This window comes from Nostoc sp. GT001 (genome assembly GCF_030382115.1).
In the GTDB taxonomy this organism is placed as follows: domain Bacteria; phylum Cyanobacteriota; class Cyanobacteriia; order Cyanobacteriales; family Nostocaceae; genus Nostoc.
In genome coordinates this window covers 2,244,249-2,267,382 of the sequence record NZ_JAUDRJ010000003.1, presented here as the reverse complement: position 1 = coordinate 2,267,382, position 23,134 = coordinate 2,244,249, and the positions used below count along the sequence as shown (strand labels likewise).

17 protein-coding genes and 1 pseudogene are annotated in these 23,134 nt (G+C 41.0%); 11 read left to right on the top strand and 7 right to left on the bottom strand.

Features of this window, described 5'->3' with window-relative positions:
* Positions 1-435 precede the first annotated feature (435 nt).
* The 3 genes from glgB to QUD05_RS12560 all read right to left on the bottom strand — a co-directional run bounded on the left by glgB (position 436) and on the right by QUD05_RS12560 (position 4,275).
* Positions 436-2,727: a 1,4-alpha-glucan branching enzyme gene (gene glgB, locus QUD05_RS12570; protein ID WP_289796346.1), complete on the bottom strand. Its 2,292-nt coding sequence runs from the start codon at positions 2,725-2,727 to the stop codon at positions 436-438.
* A gap of 289 nt (positions 2,728-3,016) precedes the next feature.
* Positions 3,017-3,349: a hypothetical protein gene (locus tag QUD05_RS12565; protein ID WP_289796345.1), complete on the bottom strand. Its 333-nt coding sequence runs from the start codon at positions 3,347-3,349 to the stop codon at positions 3,017-3,019.
* Between the two features lie 731 nt (positions 3,350-4,080).
* Complete coding sequence (locus QUD05_RS12560; protein ID WP_289796344.1) at positions 4,081-4,275, bottom strand: hypothetical protein; 195 nt, start codon at positions 4,273-4,275, stop codon at positions 4,081-4,083.
* A gap of 490 nt (positions 4,276-4,765) precedes the next feature.
* Here QUD05_RS12560 and QUD05_RS12555 point away from each other — a divergent pair, with 490 nt between their 5' ends.
* The 4 genes from QUD05_RS12555 (at position 4,766) to QUD05_RS12540 (ending at position 9,514) form a co-directional block, all read left to right on the top strand.
* The gene (locus tag QUD05_RS12555) at positions 4,766-5,446 is read left to right on the top strand and encodes a hypothetical protein (protein ID WP_289796343.1); all 681 of its coding nucleotides are present in this window, start codon (positions 4,766-4,768) and stop codon (positions 5,444-5,446) included.
* A 20-nt stretch (positions 5,447-5,466) separates the two neighbouring features.
* Positions 5,467-7,311 carry a peptidoglycan D,D-transpeptidase FtsI family protein gene (locus QUD05_RS12550; protein WP_289796342.1) on the top strand — a complete coding sequence of 615 codons (1,845 nt, stop codon included), beginning with the start codon at positions 5,467-5,469 and terminating at the stop codon, positions 7,309-7,311.
* 192 nt (positions 7,312-7,503) lie between these two features.
* Positions 7,504-8,601, top strand: a complete 1,098-nt coding sequence (locus QUD05_RS12545) for an iron-containing redox enzyme family protein (RefSeq protein ID WP_289796341.1) — start codon at positions 7,504-7,506, stop codon at positions 8,599-8,601.
* Between the two features lie 217 nt (positions 8,602-8,818).
* Positions 8,819-9,514 carry a class I SAM-dependent methyltransferase gene (locus QUD05_RS12540; protein ID WP_289796340.1) on the top strand — a complete coding sequence of 232 codons (696 nt, stop codon included), beginning with the start codon at positions 8,819-8,821 and terminating at the stop codon, positions 9,512-9,514.
* Positions 9,515-9,801: 287 nt separating this feature from the next.
* Here QUD05_RS12540 and QUD05_RS12535 read toward each other — a convergent pair whose 3' ends face one another.
* Both QUD05_RS12535 and QUD05_RS12530 read right to left on the bottom strand, forming a co-directional pair.
* Positions 9,802-10,926 carry a DUF3466 family protein gene (locus tag QUD05_RS12535; RefSeq protein WP_289796339.1) on the bottom strand — a complete coding sequence of 375 codons (1,125 nt, stop codon included), beginning with the start codon at positions 10,924-10,926 and terminating at the stop codon, positions 9,802-9,804.
* Positions 10,927-10,961: 35 nt separating this feature from the next.
* Positions 10,962-12,020 carry a glycerophosphodiester phosphodiesterase gene (locus QUD05_RS12530; RefSeq protein ID WP_289796338.1) on the bottom strand — a complete coding sequence of 353 codons (1,059 nt, stop codon included), beginning with the start codon at positions 12,018-12,020 and terminating at the stop codon, positions 10,962-10,964.
* A 756-nt stretch (positions 12,021-12,776) separates the two neighbouring features.
* Here QUD05_RS12530 and ovoA point away from each other — a divergent pair.
* From ovoA to QUD05_RS12510, 4 genes are all read left to right on the top strand, one after another.
* On the top strand, positions 12,777-14,114 hold the full coding sequence (gene ovoA, locus QUD05_RS12525) for a 5-histidylcysteine sulfoxide synthase (protein ID WP_289796337.1): 1,338 nt from the start codon (positions 12,777-12,779) through the stop codon (positions 14,112-14,114).
* 315 nt (positions 14,115-14,429) lie between these two features.
* A complete protein-coding gene (locus tag QUD05_RS12520; protein ID WP_289796336.1) occupies positions 14,430-15,311 on the top strand; it encodes a DMT family transporter in 882 nt (293 codons plus the stop codon).
* A gap of 862 nt (positions 15,312-16,173) precedes the next feature.
* Positions 16,174-16,884 (top strand): HalD/BesD family halogenase, encoded by a 711-nt coding sequence (locus QUD05_RS12515; RefSeq protein WP_289796335.1) that lies wholly within the window; start codon positions 16,174-16,176, stop codon positions 16,882-16,884.
* A gap of 379 nt (positions 16,885-17,263) precedes the next feature.
* The gene (locus tag QUD05_RS12510; protein ID WP_289796334.1) at positions 17,264-17,746 is read left to right on the top strand and encodes an SET domain-containing protein; all 483 of its coding nucleotides are present in this window, start codon (positions 17,264-17,266) and stop codon (positions 17,744-17,746) included.
* A gap of 112 nt (positions 17,747-17,858) precedes the next feature.
* On the opposite strand, the gene ilvC is transcribed toward QUD05_RS12510, so the two are convergent.
* Together ilvC and QUD05_RS12500 are read right to left on the bottom strand one after the other, a co-directional pair.
* Positions 17,859-18,854 carry a ketol-acid reductoisomerase gene (gene ilvC / locus QUD05_RS12505; protein WP_289796333.1) on the bottom strand — a complete coding sequence of 332 codons (996 nt, stop codon included), beginning with the start codon at positions 18,852-18,854 and terminating at the stop codon, positions 17,859-17,861.
* A gap of 95 nt (positions 18,855-18,949) precedes the next feature.
* Complete coding sequence (locus tag QUD05_RS12500; RefSeq protein ID WP_289800144.1) at positions 18,950-19,204, bottom strand: hypothetical protein; 255 nt, start codon at positions 19,202-19,204, stop codon at positions 18,950-18,952.
* Here QUD05_RS12500 and QUD05_RS12495 point away from each other — a divergent pair.
* The 3 genes and pseudogenes from QUD05_RS12495 to QUD05_RS12485 all read left to right on the top strand — a co-directional run bounded on the left by QUD05_RS12495 (position 19,131) and on the right by QUD05_RS12485 (position 23,096).
* Entirely contained in the window at positions 19,131-20,057 is a 927-nt protein-coding gene (locus tag QUD05_RS12495; protein ID WP_289796332.1) for a DUF4349 domain-containing protein, read from the top strand. The two genes, QUD05_RS12500 and QUD05_RS12495, sit on opposite strands and share 74 nt — an antisense overlap.
* A gap of 234 nt (positions 20,058-20,291) precedes the next feature.
* Positions 20,292-21,719, top strand: a complete 1,428-nt coding sequence (locus QUD05_RS12490; RefSeq protein ID WP_289796331.1) for an NAD(P)/FAD-dependent oxidoreductase — start codon at positions 20,292-20,294, stop codon at positions 21,717-21,719.
* A 140-nt stretch (positions 21,720-21,859) separates the two neighbouring features.
* Positions 21,860-23,096 (top strand): annotated as a pseudogene (locus QUD05_RS12485) (LL-diaminopimelate aminotransferase).
* Positions 23,097-23,134: the final 38 nt, after the last annotated feature.

The window sequence follows — 23,134 nt, the reverse complement described above, 5'->3', positions numbered from 1 at the left end:
TCTAGGATTAGGGCTAACAAATCATACATTTGTACTATACAAAATTTTGGCTTTTCAGCCATATCTAAAGCTAAATAAGTTTTACCAAACTCCTTGCTACCTAATACTTGCATAGGGCGATCGCATCGCAAAACTTTGTCTCATTAGAAAAGTGCATCTATCGACAGATGGATTTATTATTACTTAGCAATTAGCTACTGTCAGCCTTCAGTAGTCTGCTTCCTCTGAGTACTAAGTATCATTCCACAGGTAAATGTAGAGCGATCGCAAGTCAATAAATCGCTATATAAAAGAATGTAGAGAGGTAGCACTGCTACATCTCTACAAGGGTAATAACGCATATTTAATTTCAACAGAGTCTATTAGAGAACTGGGTTGAGTAGCTGTGAATAGGCGAAATTATGTGTAGGATGGGGCATCGCCCCACCCAAATTGTTATCCAATTACCTCAGCAGTCTTATTCTTATCCAACTTAAGAATCAACACACCCAAAGGTGGTAAACACAAATCTAGCGAATAAGGACGACTGTGCAAAGACCAATCATCTGTCCATTTACCACCTAAATTGCCCATATTACTGCCGCCATACTGACGCGCATCACTATTGAACAACTCAGTATAAAATCCCTTTTGCGGTACACCGATGCGGTAATGAGAATGGGGTTGTGGTGTAAAATTACAAACGACGATCGCAAAATCATCAGAATCGCGATCGCGACGAATGAAAGAAACTACACTATGGCGGTTATCGCTACAATCAATCCACTCAAACCCCGGTTCAGCAAAATCCTGGGTATACAAGACTGGTTCAGAACGGTAGAGATGGTTCAATTCCCGGAAAAACGTTTTTAACTGTTGGTGGGCTTCATGCTGTAATAAATGCCACTCCAAATCAGCCCAAGCATTCCACTCACTCCACTGCCCAAACTCCATGCTCATAAACATGGTTTTCTTACCTGGGTGAGCAAACATATAGCTAAATAAACAACGGATATTAGCTAACTTCTGCCATGTATCCCCCGGCATTTTGCCGATGATATTGCTCTTACCATGCACCACTTCATCGTGGGACAGGGCCAGCATGAAATTCTCGCTGTGGTTGTACCACATACTAAAGGTGATGTTGTTTTGGTGGAACTGGCGGAACCAAGGGTCCATGCTGAAGTAATCCAGCATATCGTGCATCCAGCCCATATTCCACTTCAAGTTAAAGCCCAGTCCGCCTGTGTAGGTGGGCCAAGATACCATTGGCCAAGAAGTGGATTCTTCCGCAATTGAGAGAATACCGGGGAAATAGCTAAAGATAATGTGATTTACCTGACGCAGAAAATCTGCTGCTTCTAGGTTTTCTCTGCCGCCGTACTGGTTGGGTAGCCATTCTCCTGGTTTGCGGCAATAGTCGTTATATAGCATCGAGGCAACAGCATCGACACGAATCCCGTCAATGTGGTATTTATCAAACCAAAAGAGAGCGTTTGCTGCGAGGAAATTACTAACTTCATGACGACCGTAGTTGAATACCAAAGTCCCCCATTCTTTATGTTCGCCTTTACGGGGGTCAGCGTGTTCGTACAGGTGGCTGCCATCAAAGAAAGCTAAACCATGTCCATCTTTGGGGAAGTGACCAGGAACCCAATCCACAATTACCCCTAGATCATTTTGGTGACATTTGTCAACAAAATACATAAAATCTTCGGGTCTGCCAAAACGCGAGGTAGGGGCATAGTAACCAGTTACTTGATAACCCCAAGAACCATCAAAGGGATGCTCCGCAATGGGTAGCATTTCTATGTGGGTGTATCCTAATTCTTTGACATAAGGAATGAGTCGGTCTGCCAGTTCCCGGTAAGTAAGAAAACGTGCGCCCGGTTTCAGTTCTGAAACTACAACTACAGGTTCCGTTTCACCATTGGGGAGTTTCGCTGGTTCTGCACTCGAAGCGTGTAACCAAGAGCCTAAATGCACTTCATAAACTGAAACTGGCTGAGTCAGCGGGTCACTACGACGCCGCTTTTCCATCCAGTCTTCATCACTCCAACTGTAAGTATCTAAATCAGTGACAATGGATGCCGTTTTTGGACGGGGTTCCTGTTGGAAACCGTAAGGATCGGATTTTTCGTAAATGTGTCCTTCAAAATTTTTGATTTCATATTTGTAAGACTCCCCTACACCAATTTCAGGAATAAACAATTCCCAAACTCCGGTGGGGCCTTTACGCATCTGGTTTTTACGTCCATCCCAGAGATTAAAATCTCCCAACAATGAAACGTTGCGAGCGTTAGGTGCCCAAACGGCAAAATAAACACCTTTAACGCCGTCTATTTCCGTGGGGTGCGCTCCTAGTTTTTCATATATCCGGTGATGGTTGCCTTCACCAAACAAATGCAAGTCAAAATCTGTCAAGCGGGGAGAACGGAAAGCGTAAGGGTCATAGATGACACGCTCATGTTCTCCTTCTTTAATCCGTAACTGGTAGTTTGCCAGTTCGGTAGTTTCAATGGTGCATTCAAAAAAGTGAGGATCATGCACCGTTTGCATTGGGTATTCTTTGCGTTGTTCAGGAAGAACGACCCATGCTGCACTTGCATTTGGTAGGTAGGCCCGCACAGCCCAGACAGTTTTACCGTCTTGTTCTATGGGATGAGAACCTAGTATTTCAAAGGGATCGTTATGCTGATTCCAAACGATGCTGTTAACCTGTTCAGGGGCGATCGTGGTCATGGACATGAAGCTACCTAAGTGAAATAACGTGATTGACTAAATCTACTTTTTTAAAATCTATATATATTCTTTACATTTATTTGCAATTTTGTCGCCACCGTTATCCTACATCAGAATGGGGCATTGAGCATGAGGCATTGGGCATAGGGCAAAACAGTTCCGGGTTGCAAGTGCTGAGTAGGGAATCTTACTTCTTTACCCAGAACTCAGCACGGGCTAAACCCTAGCTATCCGCTAACATAACTGGACGGGTATTGGGCAGAGGATGAATGACTAATGACTAATGACAAATTTATCAAAAATTTAAAAATGGAAAAAACTGCAATAAGGTTTTACGTAAGCGAAGCAAGAAAATCTGTTCTCGAATCTTGGGGTCTAGTTTTGGTGGCGGTATCTCTTGCAGCTGGGCTTGCAATTGGATATACTCGGCAGCTGTTAGGGATTTTCCATCAATAGGCGATCGCGCTTCTATAATAATCTTTGTCCGTAATATTTCTTCTGGTATATCTTCTGGTGGCGGTAATGCTATTGCTGCCGATCTCCAATAGCTACCTAAAAGAATCGAAGTCACAGTAATTACAATTAAGCTCAGTAATTTTATAGATTTTCTTGTTTTAACTCTCCTCATCTCCTGAACTACCTTCACAACGCAGGATGAAAATCTGTTTTTCCCATACCCAAATTTTCCCAATAAAAATCTGGCAACATCAAGGGAGATTACCAAGTCTTTCCTGATACGGAATAGACTACAGGAATGCTCAAGAGCAATTGCCAGCGATCGCAATAAATTATTTTACCCTCTCAAAAATCAGTAGTATAAGCAATTTAAAATGCCAAACGAGGGAAGTACCTACCGACAAAATAGCTTAGGTTCACCCTGCCAATTTTAGATTTTAAATTTTGGATTTTGGATTATTTCTTTGGTACAAGTCCGAACAAATCTAAAAGACGCTCGTTCGCTCTTAGCGTCTTCCCTTGGGAGAAGACTCGCTAACGCTTCGCTATCGTCAATTTAAAATCCCCAAGTTGCATCCCTTTATGGGTGTAGTAAATCCAAAATCGCAAATCCAAAATCCAAAATTGATTGACTCAACTCTCTTGGACTAGTAACAAGGTTTGAGCGGGTGGGAATTTCAGAAGGACACTTGGTAGAGGACATAACCCTCTTTACCAGTGTCCTCTACTTACTGCCCTACTTAGTTGATATTTGAGCAAACTCTAGGCTCTGATAAACCAGCATAAAAATGAGGCTTTTTCGTGAACCCAATTAATTCGAGCAATATTTCGAGCTATGTAGTGAGGAATGCTGTCACTAAGTAGTTCTGGGGGCGATTTAAACTAAAGTTTAAAATGCCTTATTTAAGGTTTAGCAGGAGTAGTCGCTGCGGGAGTCGCTGCGGGAGTCGCTGCGGGGGTAGTTTTAACAGGTGCGTCAGTTGGTTCACCTGTAGCAGCTGGAGTAGCAGTACCACCACCTTCACCACCACCTTCACAGGCCCCAAGAATTGCAGCCAGACTTAACATTAAAGCAAAACCAAAGATTTTTGTTTTCATAACTCCTCTTTCACCAATTGTGGCTAGAACAATTTTTCGCCTGTTGAATACGATACCGTATTTATTGCTTTTTTTAAATTCTGCGAGATTACATACTAAAAAAAAACAATCCTTTGGGGTATTGTTTTTGGAATTACGTATCCTGGTTAGTTTCTCTTAACTCAGGAGCAAAACGAGAATTACCAACNNNTTTAGCAAACGGAGCTATGATAGCAAAAAATTTATTTTTTTCACAAGTATTGCATCTTGCTACGTGACGTTGCCATACTTTAGGTGCGATACCTAAAGGGTAAGCTGTNNNGTTTCTAATTGCTGATTGCAAACATTGCATATCTAGGGGATGCCAACATTGATACAGNNNCCTCTCAGAAAAGTTAAAAGGNNNTAGTCTGTTATGTGTGCTTGTTGCACAGAAGGTGATNNNAACCTGGCAAAAACAGACAATCAATCTAAAGTGCAGTATTTTCCATCTAAAAAAATTTAAAAATTTATGGTAGTTGCTCGTAAATCTACTGTTTCTACAAGGGGTAATTGGTTCCGGCGAGATTCTATCCTTTCTTTAGGAAGGCGACGCTCTGCGCCTATAGAGTCAGCAGCACGGAGCGCTTCTACACCAGTATCCTCTCAAAAACAACAGCGTTCCTCAAAAAAATTAGCGGTTTCTCCCACAAATGAGGCAGTTATAGCCAAATCAGGGAAACAGTCGGGTAGACAACAATTACCAAATCTCAATGAGCAGTTGAATGCGAACCAAAAGAGTCCGGGGGAAGGTTTTCTTGGGCTTCCCACAATGCCTAATTCTGGAGCCGCACCTTTGTGGTTGCTGCGCTTGTATACCTTTCATCGTTATTCGTCAGTTGTGGCGTTCTTGTTAGTAGCATCGACACTTGCTGTTTATGCTTGGACAGTCTATTCTCAAGAGCTTTGGGGTCAGTCATATCGAAGACTGCAAAACCTCCAACGTCATGAACGGCTGCTAACGACAACCAACGCGACGCTGAAAAATAAAATGGCTAATGAAGCAGAACAACCAACAGCAGGGCTGGTATCGCCAACTCCTGAAGGAATGATTTTCTTGCCGCCAGCATCTGGGAGTCCTAAGTCAGCATCGCCTAACACAACGCCAAATTCTGAAACCCAACCGCAAACACTCTCGCCACTGGGATACTAATCGTAATTCGTCAGAACCCAATGCAGAAGTCACCAAGCAAAACAAAATTCAGAAAGTTTCGGAATTCAAAATTTACAGGGCGACACAAGGACAAGGGTGAGAAACGAGGGCTTTTGGGAAAATTAGCCTCTAGTATGCAAGACCAAACATCCAACACTAAGTCCAGACTGTTCATCGTCTGGGGAATATTAATGGTATCAGGGTTGGGGTTGACTATTAACTTGTATAATCTCCAAATTGTCAAGGGACCAAAGTTAACTGAGTACGCACGCAACCAGCAAATGGTGAATGTGCGACCTTTTATGCCCCGTCGCCCAGTGGTAGATCGCAATAGCGATTTGTTGGCTATTGACCGTCCTGTATATACTTTGTACGCTCATCCCAAGCTGTTTGATAAGTCTAATGAAGATATGGCAGAGCGACTTGCCCCAATTTTGGCAAAAGATACTGCTGAATTGGTGAAAACTTTTCAAAGCAAAAGAAGCGGAATTATCCTTGCGCCAGCTTTACCAGAAGAAATTATCGATCGCGTCATCTCTTTGCGTTTAAATGGTCTGGAGTGGGCTCAAAAATACTCCCGATTTTACCCGCCAGACGATTTGGTTGCTGATGTGGTGGGCTATGTGAATGTTGACCGCCGTGGTCAAGCTGGTGTGGAATACTCTCAAGAGAAGTTGCTAGAACGTCCCGTGCAAACGGTGCGCCTCAGTCGGTCGGGAAATGGGGTTTTGATGCCGGATCGTGCGCCCGAAGGTTTTTTGCATTTTGACGATTTGCGATTACAACTCACTATCGATAGCCGTCTACAACGAATTGCTCGGATTGCGCTCAAACAACAGATGGAGAAGTTTGACGCCAAACGTGGAGCGGTAATTGTCATGGATGCATTGGATGGTTCGTTACTTGCCCTCGTTTCTCAGCCTACTTATAATCCTAATGAATATGCTAAATCTGATATTTCACTATTTAAAAACTGGACAGTAGCGGATCTTTATGAACCAGGATCGACTTTTAAGCCGTTGAATGTGGCGATCGCTCTGGAAAATGGCATCATCAAACCAGATGATATGTTTAATGACTCTGGTAATATTCGAGTCGCTAACTACACCATCAAAAATGCGATGAATAATGGGAATGGGCGAATCAGCATTGCTCAGATTTTGCAATATTCTAGCAATATTGGCATGGTGCAAATTATCCAACGTTTAAAGCCTTCAATCTACTACAACTGGCTAGAACGCTTAGGGCTAGGACAAAAAGTTGATACAGATTTACCTTTTGAAGTCGGCGGACGGCTCAAAAGTCAAGAAGAATTTATCGCTTCGCCAATTGAACCAGCTACTACTTCCTTTGGACAAGGCTTTTCCATGACACCCTTGCAGCTAGTGCAAATGCACGGTGCTTTAGCTAATGGCGGTAAGTTAGTTACACCCCATGTAGTTCGCGGGTTGATTGATAGCAAAGGGCAGATGCATGATTCACCTGCTCACACCATTCCCCGCCAAATTTTCTCAACCGCAACAACTCAAAAGGTTGTGGAAATGATGGAAACTGTTGTTACTCAAGGCAGCGGTAAGCTAGCACAAATTCCGGGATATCGCATTGCTGGTAAAACTGGTACAGCCCAAAAAGCTAGTCCCAATGGCGGATACATCAAGGGTGCAAGAATGACCAGTTTCGTGGCTATTTTACCCGTGGAATCTCCTCGCTATGTAGTGTTTGCACTGGTGGATGAGCCAAAAGGAGAAAGTGCCTATGGTTCTACTGTCGCCGCCCCAATTGTGAAGTCGGTGATCGAAGCACTTATTCCTCTTGAGCAGATTCCGCCCAGTAAGGCGATTGAGCAACGGACGCAAGTACCGTAGGGTTGGGGAGCAGGGGAAAAGGTTAAAGGTTAAAGGGAAAAGGAATAAATTTAATCTTTCCCCTTTTCCCCTTACCCCAAAACTTAATCTTTCTCTATAACCAGGGAAAGAGGTACAGAAAGCTACTGGTGTGGAAACTTAGATATTAGAGGTGAAAGTAATTTCTCACTTTTCCAAAGTACCGAAGATTCCATGCAAAGCAATTTAGTTATATTTCCTAAAACTGAGGCTGCGAAAAATAGCACGCAAACTAAAGAAAGAACAATTACTAAGTACGATCGTGCTGAGGAGCAATTTATAGAATTGCTAGCAATGGAAGATTTGGATAATAAATTGGATGCAAAACCTTCAATAGCTAGTGAGTTTGAACAGTCACTCTCTATGGCAATTGAGGCTGCTTATAAAAACGATCGCTCTGATGAACAGGCTCACCGTTTTCTGCAACGGATACTTTATCGAATTAATCGACTAAAGCTGTTTTGGTACGACGATTTGCGGCATTATATCAATGAGCGATCGCTATATTTGCACTCTTGTCGCGACCAAATTGAAGCTGCTTGGCAACAGTGGGAACTAGCACAAATCGATGTTGCCGCACTGCAACAATTGGATGTTAAACAAGCTTTAATTGAGCGTGCATCTGCCGATTTAAATCCGCCTTTGTCGGAGAATAGCCGCTACATTCGTGAGGAAATGACTGAAGCTGGTTATCGTCACTTGCTAGCGATCGGCTCCTTTGATGGTTTGGTGGAAGGTAGTCGCCTTTGCTACGTATTGGGTGGTGCTGCTAATGAAATCCAGTGTACGCTGGTGCGAGTACTATTAGAAGAATACGGCAATGGTCGTTTATCCCGCAAGCACTCGACATTTTTTGCTCAAATGTTGGCTGAGTTTGGGATGAACACTGAACCAGAAGGATATTTCGATTTAGTACCTTGGGAAGTCTTAGCTTGCGATAATCATAACTTTCTAACTACCGATCGCAAACGCTATTTTCTCCGTTACAATGGCGCGTTGACATATTTTGAGGTGGCTGGCCCTGCGGCTTACAAAAACTATCTAGCGGCGGCGCAACGATTGGGACTGTCAGAGGCGGCGATGGGTTATTGGGAACTACACATCAAGGAAGATGAACGCCACGGTCGTTGGATGTTAGATGATGTTGCTTTGTCTTTGGCAGAACGATATCCCAATGATGCGTGGGAACTCGTGCTTGGCTATGACCAAGAGAAACAAATGGGCGATCGCGCCGCTGGTGCTGTTGTGCGATCGATACGCGAAGCGGAATAAGCCGCTTTACTCCTATTAACAATCCCAAAAATTATAAATAGCAGGTTATTCTTAGCATTTTAATTTGACATTTTAAGTCATTTTATTGCTAACTCTCCTGCAAACAAATTTCTTTAGCAACCCTTTGCTAAAGGAACAGTTTTTTATTGCTTGAATGCAAGGTAATAAATAACCTCCTAATAGACTGATTATACCTTACACTTTGAATTTTCGTCAAATGAAAGATATCTTTTTTTGTCCTGAAGAATCTAATTTCTACTCAAATTGCTTAGAAAGTTTTGTGATCAGAAATTGCCAAAATTCCGAATCTATTGTGGAGTTTGGTTCAGGAGATGGCAGCCCTGTAATTAATTCGTTATTGAGAAATAAGTTTGATGGAGTCATCCAGGGATTTGAATTAAATACTTCTGCATGGAAAGTTGCAAATTCAACCATTGATGAATACAATCTCACTAATAAATACATCATTCACAACTCATCTTTGTTTAACTCTTCTCAACCCGATGCTGAGTATCTTGTAGCCAATCCGCCCTATCTCCCCGCACCAGATAACGATATTTATATGCCACTCTTATTTGGGGGTGTAGATGGAGCTACAGTTACCAATGAGCTTTTATCGTTAGGTTATGAAAATGTGTTGGTTTTAATATCTAGCTTTTCTAATCCAATCAATACGTTGAACATAGCAAAACAAAATGGTTATTATGTTCACAACTTCATGGTGTTACCTTTGCAGTTCGGCTACTATAGCTCTGACCCCAAGGTAAAGAAGCACATCGAAAAACTCCAAAAAAATCAGATGGCATTTTATTCTGGCGATTATTATTTTTTAGCTGGAGTTTTATTTAAAAAATACCGGGAGTCTGTAATTGATTTATCTAATCAATTAGCTCAGGTGATGACTAGTTTGTGAAAATCCAATACGGTTCAGTTAAGGCTAAAACTCTTTATCAAAGTCAATTTTTTTAACGAACCGCAGAGGCACAGAGGGAACAGAGAGAGGAAAACAATGCTTAACTGAACCGTATTGTGTGAAAATCAAGAACAACTTAAGTGATGTCATCCCTTGCCTAAAGTACAGATGTGTATCTGAGCCACGCTTCGAGACATATCTTCAAAGATTTTCAACGAGCATTTTTATAAATCCATATTCCCAAGTAATCATTTTGTCTGGCTGAAGTTATTGCATTAACTTCTTTGTTATATGGCTGCACTTTTAGAATGAGGTTTGCGCTTAAATGCAGCAAATAAAATTACACCAGCGCCAAACGACAAAATAGGAACACCTGAAGTTGGTTCAGCTACAGAGACAGATGAGATTGGCGTCAACAGAAAGGCGTGTAATTCACCATTAACTGCACCACGACCGACAATTTGTCCCTTATTATTAATGGCAGATGCCGCTGTCAAGGTAAAGCCACTCTGTGAACTAGGAGCAATCAGGTTATTTAAGTCGTACAGAGTCTTATCACTATAAAGAAAAGCCCGTAAACCATTGCCATCTGCGGCAAAAAAGTTATTGTTAGTGCCAGAAAACCCGACTACTTGATCCAAATTATTAATCCCCAAACCAGTACTAAACAAATCTGTAGGACGTAACCTACCAAGGTCTTGGAGTCCCGTGCTAGAAGTGTACACAAAAGCACGACTATCATTTACGCCAGTCAGTCCCGAACTACCAACTACTTGTCCTAAGTCATTAACATCGTTTGCTTGACTGTAGCTGTCACCTGGCAAAGTTCCCAAGTTAGTAGTTTGTCCGTTTTCATACAGAAAAGCTCTTCCTGAATTGAGAATACCTACTGCTTGTCCCAAGTTATTTAAACCGTAAGCAACAGTACCAGGAGTTCCTATGCTGGTTGCTACACCATCACCGTACAAAAAAGGCCCAAGTCCGCTCGCTCCCCCTACTACTTGGGTGCGATCGTTAATTGCATAAGGAATAGCATTTTGAATTGGAAGAGGTTGGGTGAGGCCATTGCTGTACAGGAAAGGGTTATTTCCAGTAAAGTTATTAATATTAACCGAATTACCAACTACTTGCCCCAAGTTATTGATACCAGTCACTGCAAGTTGATTATCACCAGGCAACGGACTAATTGTTTTGAGCGAACCATTGCTGTAAAAAAANGACTTACCCAAAGTATTAATGGCTACCTCACCTGAGTCATTAATATCTGTAGCGTAACTGTAGGCTTCTCCTGCAAGATTGCCTAAGTCAGTAACTGAGTATAAAGATACCGCCAATGCCGACTTAGATGCAGAAAGACTGATTGCGGTGAAGGTAATTGCTGCTATACAGGATTTCCACTTAAGTAAAACCATGTTACTTTTCTGTGATTTTGTATTACCCTACCAAATTACCACTGAAGAGTAGAGTGGCAAGCTGCCGTATCTGGGTAGTCGCTAAATACGCCATCAACACCTAAGCTGAAAAATAGTTCATATTCACCTTGGGGATTTCCTTGAAAATCCAGTGGCAAAAAACAGTCTTCATTGCGGAAAGTCCAGACATGAACCAGCAAACCAGCCGCATGAGCATCTATCACTAAAGATGTAGGCGATCGCAATTTACCATTGTTGTCTCTCGGAACCAGTAAATTTTTATGAATTCCTATCGCTTGTGCATATTTGGCAATTTCTTCTAAACCTGATGCAGTAACTAAATCTGCATAAGTGCGATGCCTACGGTGGGCTTCTCTACGTTCGCGCAGCGTGTCGCAGACAGAGGCTACGCCAACGCCTACGCAACCACTAACGACAAAATCATAAGGTTTACCACTGTTATTCAGCAATTGCACTAGAGGTAAATCAGTCTTTGTGGATAAATCTTGTAAATTACCTACTTCAAAAGACTGAATAAAAACAGGTGCGTTAGCTCCCTGATAACCGTTGGCTGTTAAAGTTGCAAGTAGGGGTGCTTCTAGGGCTAACCCAATAGATTGAAAGTAAGTTGGATGCTTAGTTTCTGGGTAAATACCAATCGTCCGATTAATTTCGCCACTTTTAACCTTGACTAAATCGATTATTTCTTGCAGAGTGGGAATTTCAAAAAGTCCATCATAGGGGATATTTTGCGATCGCACTTGAGGAATTCGCTCTTTAGCTCGTAGTGTTTTCAGTTCTGTTAGGGTAAAGTCTTCCGTAAACCAGCCAGTTTTTGATTCGCCATCAATTATTTTAGTGGTTTGAAGATGAGCAAATTCTGGATGGCTTGCAACGTCGGTGGTTTCAGAAATCTCATTTTCGTGACGAGCAATTAAAATACCATCTTTAGTGGAAACTAAATCAGGTTCAATATAATCAGCCCCTAGTGCGATCGCTAATTCATAAGCAGCTAAAGTATGTTCGGGACGATAACCGCTAGCACCTCGGTGTGCAATGATAATTGGAGATGCATTTTGCAAAGTTGTAGTCATTACTTTACCCACCTAAGTAGGACGATGTAAACAATTAAAGGTTTGTAGTGAGGGCTTTAGCTCTACTTTCAGGGCTGTTCGCGTTCATCAAATGCTCTGCTAATTCTTTAACTATTCTGAATCCTGAGTTCTGACTCCTGAATTTTGACAATTATTTTTAACTTAGCTCTAAATAAGTTAAGACAAATAAAACTGTCTAAAGAGGGTTGTAATTTTTCATTGGTAAGAGTTTAAAGAGTCTTTACTTTAATCATATAGTTATGTTTATTCTCGCTGAATTACTTGTTAGCTGATAGGTTAATTATTCAAGAAATATTAGGTTAGTCAAACATACTGGGTTACTACACTAAGTCGATAAAGCTTTAGTACTATTTGAAAAACTAATTATTGAACAACAAGTATTGCTATTAAATAATAAATCTGTCATATTTAAGAATCTTATTTGATCCCTCATTCAATCCGATTGTGTTTAACACATTCTATAGGAATCATATTTGGTTTTTTACAAAACTCAGTACATATCTATTTTTTTATTTCGTGTTCCCTACCTATGCAAGTAAATTCAAGAATCAAATCGGATTTCTAGATAATTAATTTTTTCATTAGACCTCTTGCATAAATCAAAAATAAGAAAGAACCCCACCCCGCCAAAGCTACGCTTTGTCTCCCCTCCCGAAGCGCGGGGAGGGGTTGGGGGTGGGTGTTAGAGACTTTTGCAAGAGGTTTATTGTTCTTTAACAACAACTTAGTTACACCATGAATAGTCTGCAATCTGCTAAACCTCCAAAACTTGATAATTGTAATAACCAAACGATCCTCGATTACTTTGAGAATGCTTGGCAACTGGAAGATATGTTATTGAAAAGTTTAGTTGGGGAAGAGACATTTTATCTCAACCCTGACCCTTTGAGAAATCCTCTAATTTTTTATCTGGGACATTCAGCAATTTTCTACATCAATAAATTAATTCAGGTGGGGTTATTAGAAAAATGCCTCAATCCAGAGTATGAAATTTTGTTTGAAATTGGAGTAGATCCAGAAAAACCAGAAGAGTTGAATGCAGCGATCGCGCATTTGGAATGGCCGCAAGTTGCACAAACTTGGGAATATCGAGAACGAGCATATTCCGTAATTTCCGAACTAATTAAGACAACCCAAATTACTCTACCAATTCATCCCAATCATCCCCTTTGGGCTTTAATGATGGGGATTGAACACCAACGTATTCACATTGAAACTTCTTCGATGTTAATTCGCCAACTACCAATTGAGAGAGTGAAACGTCCTCAAAATTGGCAATATGCCCCTTTTAATGGTTACACTCCTCAAAACGAAATGATAGAAGTTGCTGGTGGGGTAGTAAAACTCGGTAAAGCCTTAGATGATTCAACTTATGGATGGGATATTGATTATGGCGATCGCACTGTTGAAGTTGCACCCTTTTTCGCTAGTAAATATCTGATTACTAATTCCGATTTTATCTATTTTGTCAAGGCTGGTGGCTACGAAAATCAAGAATATTGGGATGAAGAATCTTGGAATTGGAAAACTCGATACAATATTCAATGTCCTAAATTTTGGTTACATGAAAATGGTAGCTACAAATATCGAGCTATGTTTGATGAAATCGATTTACCCTTAGATTGGCCTGTGGAAGTCAATCATTATGAAGCAATGGCTTATTGTCGTTGGCAAGGGAAAGATACTCGTTTAATGAGTGAAGCAGAATACCATTTAGCAACTTATGGTAATAGTTTGTTAGATCGTGTAGAAAATTATAATCTCAATTTAAAATTTGGTTCACCTAGTCCCGTTGGGATGTTAGAAACAGCCAAAAGTTCTTTGGGATTGTATGATTTACGCGGCAATGTTTGGGAATGGTTGAGTAATAACTTAAACCCTCTTCCAGGATATCAACCTCATTTTCTTTATGAAGATAATTCTGCGATATTCTTTGATGATAAACATCAAATGATGTTAGGAGGATGTTGGATAACCAATGGTACAGAAGCTTTAAAATATTACCGCAACTGGTTCCGTCCAAATTTTTATCAGCACGCTGGTTTTCGGATTGTTCAAGATATCAAAGATTAATAGAATATGCCTCAGCCACATGACACTAAGAATTGACATAGGTCAGAGCATTGGCACTTTTATTTTAACGGCGATCGCAAATCTTAAAATTAACACAGAGAATGATACAATTTGGATTGGATTAATACGAACTTCCTTTATCTTTTAATTGGTATGTGGAAAAAGACATGAGATTATGAAAATCCGATTAGTAGAACTTTTCCAAATAAAAATCTTAAATTCAGAAGGCGCTAACTGGACGCAAAAAAACTAATATTATTTATGCGATCGCATTCTCTATGGATGTAAAGAAACATTATTCAATCAATTATTTTGATGCAGACTGAAAATAACTTGCGTTTCAAGGGCATAATACTGCTTATTTTTGTTAATATAATTGGTTCTACAACTTTTCCATTGACCAAAGACATCGTTGGTAGCCTTTCACCAAGTGCATTGATTGCTACACGCTTTGTCATAGCCGCAGCAGTTTTTACCCTAAATTTACGTAATCTTAACAAACTTTTAGTTCGTGATGGTATATTACTAGGACTTTTGCTTTTCTTTTTCTTAGCGATAGAAACAATTGCGCTCAAGACTATACCAGCAAACCGGGCGGCATTCATTGGCAGTTTGAATGCCTTGATTGTCCCGCTGCTGGGATGGCTGATGAGTCAGCGCGTACCGTTGAAAACTTTCCTAGCCGCTGGAGTCGCTGTCATCGGTATTGGCGTGATGTTTTGGGAAGGGGGAGAACTAGGAATCGGCGATCTATTAATGTTCGTTGATGCTTTTGTCTATGCAGCCTACATACTTTTCCTAGAGCGAGTCGCCTCCCGTCACCCCACTTTAACGCTCACTAGCGTTCAACTTTTGTTCATTGCAACGATAGGGGTACTCTGGAGTAACACACAAATTATTAACCAATTTGAGGTAATTCGCCAGCACTGGGGAGCAATTCTTTACTTAGGGTTGTTGGCGACGGCTGCTGTCATCTGGCTTCAAACAATAGCACAGCAATGGGTTTCTTCTGACGAAGCTGCTTTACTTTTTACACTTGAGCCATTGTTCGCCACAATTTTTTCGTTTTGGCTACTTGGAGAACATCTGGGAATACGCGGTCTAATTGGCGCGATTCTTGTGTTAGTTGCTTTGGTTCTAAGTCAAAGCCCTCAAAAGATTGAGCCGGAAGCAAAAGTTGAGGTACAGAGCAGTTAACGGTTAGCTGTTTAAGCTAGGTGTATCCCACTTTTTATTTAGGTAAGTCGGCGCAATTAAAGCTAACTAGTGAAGTCCATCATTTGTCATTTGTCACTTGTACTGAGTTTCGACTGCGCGGTAATCGAGCGAAGTCGAGATTCAACTACCGCGTAGGTCGTAAAGCCTGCGGCATAGCTTCGCTTCGGGCGTAGCCTCTGTCTGCGACACGCTGCGCGAACGCAGAGAAGTATTAATCATTTGTAAGGGTTTTAAGCTTGTTTATGTTTGTCAACATAACTTTGTTTATTTCCGCCGACTTACTTAGCGAGCAAAGATTAGATTAATCCATATTTACTACTTATTCAATCTTGCCTAAGCTTGTTGGTTCCTCAACTGGAGCATTTTTGTAGAGTATTTTAGCGATCGCACGAGCATATTCAAACAAAAGTTAGTTTTCTTCTTCAGTCATAGTAGTTCTGGTAAATAATGATTGCTGTGATTATTCCTTCACCATCTCACATCTAATTTATATTTATCGGAAGAATAAAACTTGGATGCTCCCGTTTAAAGTTAGCTAAACAGGGAATTGACAAACATAATCATGCATTTGTCAATACGTAATTCCTGATAAATATTATGAAAACGTGCTTGACTTCTTTCAGTTAGTTATTAGATAATAGATAAAAGATTTGAACTGTTAAAAACATCTTACTACTTACATAAAAGATATTTGATATGCAGTTTACTAATTGAATTAGCCAAGCTTTGGAGTAATTGAATTAGCTAAAATCTTGATTTTACATTGAACCCAAGCATCAATGCTATTACTTAAATAAATAATTTTGATGCTTAAATTTATCATGATTTTGTAGTGAATATTGTGTATCATAACACTGCCAATTTTTTCAATGCTACTAAATATTCTCGTCTGAGCCGAGAAGCTGGAGCCTTATTACACAAAGAGTTTGCTCTCAACTGTTATGTAAAATTGCCGTTGTTTTTCAATGATGATTCATTTGCAATTTTGAAAACAGAAGTTCTCAGAATATTTGAGCAGCATTCTCGAAGAAGAGACTTCAACATGAAACATGAGCAAAATACTCCTAGACATCTTAGTACTGTTTCGGGAGTTGCTGTTGCTGAACACTCACAACTTATTCCGGCTTTGTACCGTGATTCTCACCTAATTGAGTTTCTCTGTGGTATTGCGGGAACTCAAGTTCACTTAGTACCAGATCCTTTTGATAGGCATGTAATCCATAGGCTTGACAAAATTGGAGATGTTCATGGGGGACATCTCGATACCTACGCTTTTGCTTTTGCTATTTTTATTGAAACCCCGCCAAAAAAAGCTGGAGGATGCCTAGAATTTGTTCCCCACAGTATGGAAATTAGCGATCTCGATACATCATTAGCTAAACGGGTTGGGCATCATGTTGGAGATTGCTACTTTATGAAAACGAACCAATCTGTTCATCGAGTTTTGCCTCTTTCGGAAGAAGTCAAGCGAACTAACCTAATCTTGACCTACGCTGATGATGAAACAATAAATATTGATATTTCTTACTCTAGTCAACCTCTTTACGGTTAACTAAAGGGAATACTGTCAGTAGACCAGAAATTTGTCTCTTCAAGTGGCTTGTAACTTTATTTTGGAACACTTTAAACAACGAGTGTTTGAATACACATACTCAATTTCCTATCAATGTGTAAGTTCTAATAAATACCCATTTCAAGGTGACTGATAAAATCTCTTTTTTCTCTGTTATCTCTGCGTCTGAAGCGCTCAGTACACTTATTTATTTAATCACAGAAGCACAGAGAATACAGAAATAAGAGGTTAAAGACGAATCTATTTGCGAAAATTTTTATCCACCTTGAAAGAGCTATTTTTAGTCAGGTGAACTGCAACTAAGCCAATTTTTAAAGTTTTAAATCCCAATCAATTTAAATCCACTGGGTCTTTATCTATGAATATACTAGAGTCGATTTCAGCTGCAAAGATCAATTCCCATATCACGATTCAAAAAACAGCAAAAGGACGAGGAGTTTTTGCTAGCAAAAAATTTGCCCAAGGAGAAACTGTCGTGGTGGGTATCCCCATTGAAGAAGTTCCTGAACGAACAATTTATTCCTTTCAGATAGATTTTAATTTGTATGTCAACCTAGACGAGCCTGCTGTCGTCATTAACCATTCTTGTGATCCAAATACTGGGGTAAGAAATAATCAGTTTGGAGGATATGACTTTGTTGCTTTGGGCGATATAGAAGCAGGTGAGGAAATTACCTGGGACTACGAAACCACTGAATATGAATCAATTGCTGTTTCTCGATGCTTGTGCGGATCTTTATCTTGTCGAGGGAAAACATTAGGATTCAAATTCCGCGAACAAATGTTGCGTGATACTTACGAGGAGTACATTGCAGATTATCTCAAAACTCAAAGCAAATGATGTTTAGACATCTCCAGAAATTAAATATGCTCTAACCATTACTCTTGTAGAGACGTAGCACTGCTATGTCTCTACATTCTTTTTTTGGAGATGTCTGATGTTATTTTTTTGCTTAAGCCTTTTTCAACCAGCTAAACATAGCGCGTAAATCTTTACCAACTTCCTCAATTTTGTGTTCAGCTTCTTTACGACGCATAGCGGTAAATCCTGGTTTACCAGCTTGGTTTTCCAGAACAAATTCTCGTGCAAATTGCCCAGATTGAATTTCGCTGAGAATCTTCTGCATTTCAGCTTTGGTTTGTTCGGTAACAATCCGTGGGCCACGGGTGTAATCGCCATATTCAGCAGTGTTAGAAATGCTGTCGCGCATCTTGGCTAAACCACCTTCTACAACCAAGTCAACAATCAGCTTGACTTCATGCAGACATTCAAAATAAGCCAATTCTGGTTGATAACCAGCTTCTACCAAAGTTTCAAATCCGGCTTTGATTAAAGCACTCAAACCACCGCACAATACTGCTTGTTCGCCAAATAAATCTGTTTCGGTTTCTTCGCGGAAAGTAGTTTCCAGAACACTAGCACGAGTACCACCGATACCTTTAGCATAAGACATGGCGCGATCGCGTGCCTGACCACTGGCATCTTGATAAACTGCAAACAGCGCTGGTACACCTTCCCCACCTTCATAAGTCCGTCGTACCAAGTGCCCCGGACCTTTGGGTGCTACCATCACCACATCGACGTTAGCAGGTGGTACAACTTGCCCAAAGTGAATATTGAAGCCGTGGGCAAAAGCCAACACATTACCTTCTTCGAGATTTGGTTCAATCTCATTTTTGTAAATCGTTTTTTGGACTTCATCAGGTAACAAAATCATGATGAAGTCAGCAGCATTAGCGGCATCTGCAACATTTTTCACAGTTAAACCAGCTGCTTCAGCTTTTGCAACTGACTTACTACCCGGATATAGTCCCACAATCACATTCAAACCACTATCTTTGAGATTGAGAGCGTGGGCATGACCTTGGGAACCATAGCCAATGATAGCAATAGTTTTTCCAGCCAAAAGGTCTAAATTGGCATCTTCGTCATAATACATCCAGGCCATAGAAGCATCTCCTGTCAGCAAGCATTGTCATTAATTGGCAGACTTACGATTTTACCTCAAATTGAGTAACACAGATGAATTATCAATCATGCAATTTATCTCTGGGGATTGGGGATTAGGGACTGGGGAGATGAGGAAGCAGGGGAAGAAAAACTATTAATCATTGCCCAATGACCAATGACTAATGACAAATCTGTTACATAAATCGCAACAATACAGGCTTTGAGTTTTACTTCAGTAATACTGGGGTTAACTTCATCTATCTGGGGGTAGATTATGTACGCTTCGACTAAATTACCGCGCACATCTGCTTTATTTTTAAGTGCGTTATTGGGAGGGGTGATTTTCACTAGTTGCGCTTCTTCTGAACGCTCAACCAATTCGGCTTTACCTCAAATGGCCGCCGATGGGATGGCAAATCGAGCATCTGCACCTGCTGGTGAAAGCAGTATTTCCCAAAAGGCGCAAGCTTCACCAATAGCGCGTTCTCGTCCCCAACTCATCAAAAAGGCAGCAATCTCTTTGACTGTCAACTCTGTAGATCAGACTGTTGATGCTGTTTCACAAATTATCAATAAACAGCAAGGGGATTTAATCGGGTTGAAACAACAACAACCCAAAAGTGACAACCCACGTTACACAGCAACAATACAATTACGGGTAGCAGAGAACCTGTTGGAACCTACCTTAGAACAACTAGCTAAATTGGGCACTGTTGAGAGTCGTAATATCACTGCCGAAGATGTAGGCGATCGCCTTGTAGATTTCCAAGCCAGATTAACCAATTTGCAGAAAACTGAAGCCAATTTACAAAAAATTATGGATCGGGCTGGTTCTGTCAGAGATGTGCTTAGTGTTGCCCAAGAATTAAGTAATGTCAGACAAACCATAGAACAAATCAATGCCCAATTGAAAAGCCTACAAAATCAAGTTGCTTATTCCACCATTACGCTGAACCTAGAAGCCGCAGTTTCTAGTACCAGTCCCCAACCTGCCTTGGGTTTGCAAGTTCAAGAAACTTGGAACAACTCTACCCACTCTTTGAGTGCATTTTCTGTTGGCTTACTCAAGCTGGGTATTTGGTTAATTGTTTACAGTCCCTATTTGTTAATTTTTGTTGCTCTTATCTATGGCTTTAACCGTTGGCGGCGAACTCATTCACCACGTTTGACACAAACACCAGAATCAACTAGCTCTGAGTAAACTTGCATAAATCTTACATCTACCTTTGATAAATTTACACAAGTAAAAAGCGATTCAAGTATTCCCAACTATGATTGTCTGCGCCTCTCTCTTGAAAAGTTCTGCTTATCCTGTAGTTTTGATTACTTTAATCATTCTTTAAATGTAAAGGGCAATACAAAATATATGATGACAAGTTTGATACAAATTTGTTAAGAATAGTTACAATAGTCGGCATCCCGGATAATATTTCTTATGGTAAATTCACTTGACAATAATCCACCCCATCAAGTTGTAATCGTTGGTGGTGGTTTCGGTGGACTTTATGCAGCAAAAACACTCGCCAAAGCGGCAGTAAACGTTACTCTGATTGATAAACGTAACTTTCATCTATTTCAACCTCTCTTATACCAAGTCGCTACAGGTGCGCTGTCTCCGGCTGATATTTCTTCGCCGTTGCGTTCTGTCCTCAGCAAGAGCAAGAATACGACAGTGCTGCTGGGAGAGGTGAATAATATTGATTCACAAGCGCAAAAAGTTATTGTAGGCGACGAAGCAATTCCTTACGATACGTTAATTGTCGCCACAGGTGCGAAGCATTCCTACTTTGGCAAAGATAACTGGGAAGAATTCGCCCCAGGCTTGAAAACTGTAGAAGATGCGATAGAAATGCGTCGCCGGATTTTTTCGGCCTTTGAAGCCGCAGAAAAAGAAACCGATCCAGAAAAACGCCGGGCTTGGTTAACTTTTGTAATTGTGGGTGGTGGCCCAATAGGTGTAGAGTTAGCTGGTGCGATCGCAGAATTAGCAAATCAAACCCTCAAAGAAGACTTCCGCAACATCGACACATCAGAAGCCAAGATTTTGCTATTAGAAGGTTTGGATCGAGTTTTGCCACCTTTTGCACCAGAGTTATCACAAGAAGCGGAAGCATCCCTGACGCGCTTGGGTGTGGTTGTGCAGACAAAAACATTGGTAACAAATATTGAAAATGATGTTGTTACCCTCAAACAAGGCGATGAAGTTAAAGAAATTGCCTCAAAAACGGTATTATGGGCAGCAGGTGTGAAAGCTTCCGCAATGGGAAAAGTGTTAGCAGAACACACTGGTGCAGAGTGCGATCGCGCTGGACGGATTATTGTTGAACCTGACTTGAGTATTAAGGGACATCCCAATATTTTTGTAGTTGGTGACTTAGCAAATTTTTCTCATCAAAATGGTAAACCCCTACCTGGTGTTGCACCTGTAGCGAAGCAAGAAGGTGAATATGTAGCAACATTAGTTCAACAGCGGCTTGCAGGTAAAAGTTTGCCACCCTTTGCTTATAAGGATCATGGTAGTTTAGCAATGATTGGGCACAATTCTGCTGTGGTAGATTTGGGCTTTATGAAGCTGAAAGGTTTCTTTGCATGGCTGTTTTGGCTAGTGATTCACATCTACTTCCTAATTGAATTTGACAACAAATTAGTAGTAATGATTCAGTGGGCGTGGAATTACTTTACTCGTAATCGCGGAGCAAGATTGATTACAGGTAAAGAATCAATTACGGAGTTTGTAATTAGCGATCGCAACAATTATTCAGCCGATAATAAACAGCTTAGTAAATGTCTAAATTGGGAATTGGGCATTGGGCATTGGGCATTGGGCATGGGAGAAAGAATTCTTATAACTCCTAACTCCTAACTCCTAACTCCTAACTCCTAACTCCTAACTCCTAACTCCTAACTCCTAACTCCTAACTCTCCACTTCTAACTCCCCACAACAAAGTTATCGCCCTCATAAATTAGCAGTAAGCTATTTGAGGGCGTTTTTTGTATTTACTATGGCAACCATTAACGACAACTACCTGAAACTGAAAGCGGGTTATCTGTTTCCAGAAATTGCTCGGCGGGTGAATGTCTTTGCAGAAGCGAATCCTGATGCTAAAATCATTCGGCTGGGCATTGGCGATGTTACTGAACCTCTGCCAGAGGCTTGCCGTACAGCGATGATTAAAGCTGTGGAAGAAATGGGCGATCGCAATACCTTCAAAGGCTACGGCCCAGAGCAAGGCTACGCTTGGTTACGGGAGAAAATTGCTACTCACGATTTCCAAGCACGGGGAGCCAATATAGATGCTTCCGAAATCTTTATCTCCGATGGTTCCAAGTGCGACACCAAGCAACATTCTAGAAATCTTTGGTCATGACAACATAATTGCCGTAACTGACCCAGTTTACCCTGTGTATGTAGACACTAACGTTATGGTGGGAAATACTGGGGATGCCAACGATAAAGGCGAATTTGAGGGTTTAGTTTATCTACCAATTACGGCTGATAACAACTTCACCGCCGAGATTCCCTCAAAGAAAGTCGATTTAATTTATCTCTGCTTTCCCAATAACCCCACTGGCGCAACTGCTACTAAGGAATATCTCAAAGCATGGGTAGACTATGCCAAAGCTAATAACTCGATTATTTTCTTTGATGCAGCCTACGAAGCTTACATTACTGATCCGTCAATTCCCCACTCAATTTATGAAATTGAAGGTGCAAGAGATGTTGCGATCGAATTTCGGTCTTTTTCCAAGAACGCAGGTTTTACAGGAACCCGTTGCGCGTTAACCGTAGTACCGAAGACACTCACAGCAAAAGCCGCCGATGGTTCCGATGTCGAACTGTGGAAACTGTGGAATCGTCGCCAGTCTACCAAATTCAACGGCGTTTCTTATATCATCCAACGAGGAGCCGAAGCGGTTTACTCCGAAGAAGGACAAGCGCAAATCAAAGGATTGGTGAATTTCTATCTAGAAAACGCCAAAATTATCCGCGAGAAACTCACAGCCGCCGGATTATCAGTTTATGGTGGCGTGAATGCACCTTACGTTTGGGTGAAAACGCCTAATGGTTTATCCAGTTGGGAATTCTTTGATAAGTTGCTGCAAACCGTGAACGTTGTAGGAACACCCGGTTCTGGCTTTGGTGCTGCGGGTGAAGGTTACTTCCGGATTTCGGCGTTTAACAGCCGGGAGAATGTCGAAGAGGCGATGAAGCGGATTACAGAGAAGTTTAAGGTGTAGAGCGATCGCTTTTGTTAAACTCATTCTATTAGTCTAAA

Bases quoted from the DNA above. Each gene is read 5' to 3' on its own strand.
- QUD05_RS12495 (WP_289796332.1), top strand. From the start codon at position 19,131: ATGTACGCTTCGACTAAATTACCGCGCACATCTGCTTTATTTTTAAGT.
- QUD05_RS12490 (WP_289796331.1), top strand. From the start codon at position 20,292: ATGGTAAATTCACTTGACAATAATCCACCCCATCAAGTTGTAATCGTT.
- QUD05_RS12520 (WP_289796336.1), top strand. From the start codon at position 14,430: ATGCAGACTGAAAATAACTTGCGTTTCAAGGGCATAATACTGCTTATT.
- QUD05_RS12555 (WP_289796343.1), top strand. From the start codon at position 4,766: ATGGTAGTTGCTCGTAAATCTACTGTTTCTACAAGGGGTAATTGGTTC.
- QUD05_RS12540 (WP_289796340.1), top strand. From the start codon at position 8,819: ATGAAAGATATCTTTTTTTGTCCTGAAGAATCTAATTTCTACTCAAAT.
- ilvC (WP_289796333.1), bottom strand. From the start codon at position 18,854: ATGGCCTGGATGTATTATGACGAAGATGCCAATTTAGACCTTTTGGCT.
- QUD05_RS12565 (WP_289796345.1), bottom strand. From the start codon at position 3,349: ATGAGGAGAGTTAAAACAAGAAAATCTATAAAATTACTGAGCTTAATT.
- QUD05_RS12550 (WP_289796342.1), top strand. From the start codon at position 5,467: ATGCAGAAGTCACCAAGCAAAACAAAATTCAGAAAGTTTCGGAATTCA.
- QUD05_RS12530 (WP_289796338.1), bottom strand. From the start codon at position 12,020: ATGACTACAACTTTGCAAAATGCATCTCCAATTATCATTGCACACCGA.
- ovoA (WP_289796337.1), top strand. From the start codon at position 12,777: ATGAATAGTCTGCAATCTGCTAAACCTCCAAAACTTGATAATTGTAAT.
- QUD05_RS12510 (WP_289796334.1), top strand. From the start codon at position 17,264: ATGAATATACTAGAGTCGATTTCAGCTGCAAAGATCAATTCCCATATC.
- QUD05_RS12560 (WP_289796344.1), bottom strand. From the start codon at position 4,275: ATGAAAACAAAAATCTTTGGTTTTGCTTTAATGTTAAGTCTGGCTGCA.
- glgB (WP_289796346.1), bottom strand. From the start codon at position 2,727: ATGTCCATGACCACGATCGCCCCTGAACAGGTTAACAGCATCGTTTGG.
- QUD05_RS12545 (WP_289796341.1), top strand. From the start codon at position 7,504: ATGCAAAGCAATTTAGTTATATTTCCTAAAACTGAGGCTGCGAAAAAT.